The 5,015-nt window shown below is 54.1% G+C and carries 2 tRNA genes and 2 rRNA genes; all 4 read right to left on the bottom strand.

Annotation, left to right across the window (positions count from 1 at the left end):
* Positions 1–87 precede the first annotated feature (87 nt).
* Positions 88–2,979, bottom strand: a 23S ribosomal RNA gene (locus AC13CN_RS00080).
* Positions 2,980–3,206: 227 nt separating this feature from the next.
* Positions 3,207–3,282 (bottom strand) — tRNA-Ala (locus tag AC13CN_RS00075).
* A gap of 112 nt (positions 3,283–3,394) precedes the next feature.
* A tRNA-Ile gene (locus tag AC13CN_RS00070) sits at positions 3,395–3,471 on the bottom strand.
* 87 nt (positions 3,472–3,558) lie between these two features.
* Positions 3,559–5,015: ribosomal RNA gene (locus AC13CN_RS00065) — 16S ribosomal RNA — on the bottom strand; the annotation flags it as partial.

Genomic DNA, 5,015 nt, shown 5'->3' with positions numbered 1-5,015 from the left:
GTGATCGTCTCTTGTCAGCAAGCGCCTTGGCTTGCTGCTGCGTATCCGGTTTTCGTTATCACTGCGACCAGACCCCTTGGGTGTTATAGGGTCAAGCCTCACGGGCCATTAGTACACGTTAGCTCAACGCCTTGCAGCGCTTCCACACCGTGCCTATCAACCAGCTGGTCTCGCTGGGCCCTTTAGGAGACTCGAGGTCTCAGGGATGTCTCATCTTGAAGGGGGCTTCCCGCTTAGATGCTTTCAGCGGTTATCCCGTCCGACCATAGCTACCCGGCAATGCCACTGGCGTGACAACCGGAACACCAGAGGGTCGTCCACTCCGGTCCTCTCGTACTAGGAGCAGCTCTTCTCAAACATCCAACGCCCACGGCAGATAGGGACCGAACTGTCTCACGACGTTCTAAACCCAGCTCGCGTACCACTTTAAATGGCGAACAGCCATACCCTTGGGACCGACTTCAGCCCCAGGATGTGATGAGCCGACATCGAGGTGCCAAACACCGCCGTCGATGTGAACTCTTGGGCGGTATCAGCCTGTTATCCCCGGAGTACCTTTTATCCGTTGAGCGATGGCCCTTCCATACAGAACCACCGGATCACTAGAACCTGCTTTCGCACCTGCTCGACGTGTCTGTCTCGCAGTCAAGCACCCTTATGCTCTTGCACTCATTGCACGATGTCCGACCGTGCTGAGGGTACCTTCGTGCTCCTCCGTTACTCTTTGGGAGGAGACCGCCCCAGTCAAACTACCCACCACACACTGTCCTCGATCCGGATCACGGACCTGAGTGAGAACGCCAATGATGCCAGGCTGGTATTTCAAGGTTGGCTCCACCCGAACTGGCGTCCGGGGTTCAAAGCCTCCCAGCTATCCTACACAGGCAACATCAGCGTCCAGTGTGAAGCTATAGTAAAGGTTCACGGGGTCTTTCCGTCTAGCCGCGGGTACACCGCATCTTCACGGCGATTTCAATTTCACTGAGTCTCGGGTGGAGACAGCGTGGCCATCATTACGCCATTCGTGCAGGTCGGAACTTACCCGACAAGGAATTTCGCTACCTTAGGACCGTTATAGTTACGGCCGCCGTTTACCGGGGCTTCGATCAAGAGCTTCGGACGAATCCTAACACCATCACTTAACCTTCCGGCACCGGGCAGGCGTCACACCCTATACGTCCGCTTGCGCGTTAGCAGAGTGCTGTGTTTTTACTAAACAGTTGCAGCCACCTGGTATCTTCGACCGGTTCGGGCTGAAGGAGCAAGTCCTCTCACCCTACGCCGGCGTGCCTTCTCCCGAAGTTACGGCACCATTTTGCCTAGTTCCTTCACCCGAGTTCTCTCAAGCGCCTTGGGATTCTCACCCTGACCACCTGTGTCGGTTTGGGGTACGGTCGCACATGATCTGAAGCTTAGAGGCTTTTCCTGGAAGCGTGGCATCAATGACTTCCGGACCGTGGTCCGTTCGTTTCGTGTCTCGGCCTTGAAGGGTCCCGGATTTACCTAAGACCCAAGCCTACTCACTTTCACCAGGACAACCAACGCCTGGCTCACCTAGCCTTCTCCGTCCCCCCATCGCAATCATGTCCGGTACGGGAATATTGACCCGTTTCCCATCGACTACGCCTTTCGGCCTCGCCTTAGGGGCCGACTCACTCTGCTCCGATTAGCGTCGAACAGAAACCCTTGGTCTTCCGGCGAGGGAGTTTTTCACTCCCTTTATCGTTACTCATGTCAGCATTCGCACTCGTGATACCTCCAGCATGCTTCTCAACACACCTTCATCGGCTTACACGACGCTCCTCTACCGCTCATCCAGAGGATGAACCCGTAGCTTCGGTACCTGGTTTAGCCCCGTTACATCTTCCGCGCAGGCCGACTCGACTAGTGAGCTATTACGCTTTCTTTAAAGGATGGCTGCTTCTAAGCCAACCTCCTAGCTGTCTGAGCCTTCCCACATCGTTTCCCACTTAACCAGGATTTGGGGACCTTAGCTGACGGTCTGGGTTGTTTCCCTTTTCACGACGGACGTTAGCACCCGCCGTGTGTCTCCCACGCTGGCACTCACCGGTATTCGGAGTTTGCCTCGGGTTGGTAAGTCGGGATGACCCCCTAGCCGAAACAGTGCTCTACCCCCGGCGGTGATACGTGAGGCGCTACCTAAATAGCTTTCGAGGAGAACCAGCTATCTCCGAGCTTGATTAGCCTTTCACTCCGATCCACAAGTCATCCAAATCTTTTTCAACAGATCCTGGTTCGGGCCTCCAGTTGATGTTACTCAACCTTCACCCTGCTCATGGATAGATCGCTCGGTTTCGGGTCTATATCCAGCGACTGTGTCGCCCAGTTAAGACTCGGTTTCCCTACGGCTCCCCTATACGGTTAACCTCGCCACTGAATATAAGTCGCTGACCCATTATACAAAAGGTACGCAGTCACCCAACAAGTGGGCTCCTACTGCTTGTACGCACACGGTTTCAGGATCTATTTCACTCCCCTCTCCGGGGTTCTTTTCGCCTTTCCCTCACGGTACTGGTTCACTATCGGTCAGTCAGGAGTATTTAGCCTTGGAGGATGGTCCCCCCGTCTTCAGTCAAGGTTTCTCGTGCCCCGACCTACTCGATTTCACGTGATCAGATTTTCGACTACGGGGCTATCACCCGCTATGGCCAGACTTCCCAGTCTGTTCGTCTAATCCGTCACACGCTTAAGGGCTGGTCCCCGTTCGCTCGCCGCTACTAGGGGAATCTCGGTTGATTTCTTTTCCTCAGGGTACTTAGATGTTTCAGTTCCCCTGGTTCGCCTCTTACGCCTATATATTCAGCGTAAGATACTCATCTGATGATGAGTGGGTTTCCCCATTCAGAGATGTCCGGGTCACAGGTCGTTGCCACCTCACCGAACCTTATCGCAGGCTACCACGTCTTTCATCGCCTCTGACTGCCTAGGCATCCACCGTGTGCGCTTCATTGCTTGACCCTATAACCCGAAGGAGTCTGGGGTTCGCAATGATAACGATTGCCGGATACGCTTGAGACGTATCACAAAACAAGTTACGTAAGAACGTTCGAAAACGTTCTTGTCAGCATGATATACATTGTTAAAGAGCAGCTGTTCAATGAACAGTGATAAGAAGACGTGTTATGTCGTGCTTATCAATGGTCACGAAACAATCACAAACGGGGTTTATCTAAACAAGAAGATAATGGTGGAGCCAAGCGGGATCGAACCGCTGACCTCCTGCGTGCAAGGCAGGCGCTCTCCCAGCTGAGCTATGGCCCCATTGTTTTTTTGCAAAACCAACCTCTTGTATAAATTTCCGTAAGACGAGAAAAACACCTCAATGCATAATCATGTTATACGAGAAGTGTTTTAACACCGCATCACAGGAATTTGGTGGGTCTGGGCAGACTTGAACTGCCGACCTCACCCTTATCAGGGGTGCGCTCTAACCAACTGAGCTACAGACCCAAGAGGGGATCGTGCATCAACCGTTTGCTCTACTATCTGATCAGGTAATTCATTGTGAGCACTTACCGCGAGGGATGATGCATCGTTTAAGGAGGTGATCCAGCCGCAGGTTCCCCTACGGCTACCTTGTTACGACTTCACCCCAGTCATGAACCACACCGTGGTGATCGCCCTCTTGCGTTAGGCTAACCACTTCTGGTGCAGTCCACTCCCATGGTGTGACGGGCGGTGTGTACAAGGCCCGGGAACGTATTCACCGTGGCATTCTGATCCACGATTACTAGCGATTCCGACTTCACGGAGTCGAGTTGCAGACTCCGATCCGGACTGAGATCGGCTTTTCGGGATTGGCTCACTCTCGCGAGTTGGCAACCCTTTGTACCGACCATTGTAGCACGTGTGTAGCCCTACTCGTAAGGGCCATGATGACTTGACGTCGTCCCCACCTTCCTCCGGTTTGTCACCGGCAGTCTCCTTAGAGTTCCCGCCATTACGCGCTGGCAAATAAGGACAAGGGTTGCGCTCGTTACGGGACTTAACCCAACATTTCACAACACGAGCTGACGACAGCCATGCAGCACCTGTCTCTGCGTTCCCGAAGGCACTAAGGTATCTCTACCAAATTCGCAGGATGTCAAGAGTAGGTAAGGTTCTTCGCGTTGCATCGAATTAAACCACATGCTCCACCGCTTGTGCGGGCCCCCGTCAATTCATTTGAGTTTTAACCTTGCGGCCGTACTCCCCAGGCGGTCGACTTATCGCGTTAACTTCGCCACAAAGTGCGCTAGGCACCCAACGGCTGGTCGACATCGTTTACGGCGTGGACTACCAGGGTATCTAATCCTGTTTGCTACCCACGCTTTCGCACCTCAGTGTCAGTGTCAGTCCAGAAGGCCGCCTTCGCCACTGGTATTCCTCCCGATCTCTACGCATTTCACCGCTACACCGGGAATTCTACCTTCCTCTCCTGCACTCTAGCTTGACAGTTCCGGATGCCGTTCCCAGGTTGAGCCCGGGGCTTTCACAACCGGCTTATCAAGCCACCTACGCGCGCTTTACGCCCAGTAATTCCGATTAACGCTTGCACCCTCCGTATTACCGCGGCTGCTGGCACGGAGTTAGCCGGTGCTTCTTCTGCGAGTGATGTCTTTCCTAGCGGGTATTAACCGCTAGGCGTTCTTCCTCGCTGAAAGTGCTTTACAACCCGAGGGCCTTCTTCACACACGCGGCATGGCTGGATCAGGGTTTCCCCCATTGTCCAATATTCCCCACTGCTGCCTCCCGTAGGAGTTCGGGCCGTGTCTCAGTCCCGATGTGGCTGATCATCCTCTCAGACCAGCTACGGATCGTGGCCTTGGTGAGCCGTTACCTCACCAACTAGCTAATCCGACATAGGCTCATCCCATAGCGGGAGCCGGAGCCCCCTTTCTCCCGTAGGACGTATGCGGTATTAGCCTGGGTTTCCCCAGGTTATCCCCCACTATCGGGCAGATTCCTATGCATTACTCACCCGTCCGCCGCTCGTCAGCATCCAGCAAGCTGGA

The organism is Vreelandella sp. L-25, from assembly GCF_056857535.1.
The sequence above is the reverse complement of the archived record's forward strand: the minus strand, read 5'-3'. Positions and strand labels throughout refer to the sequence as shown.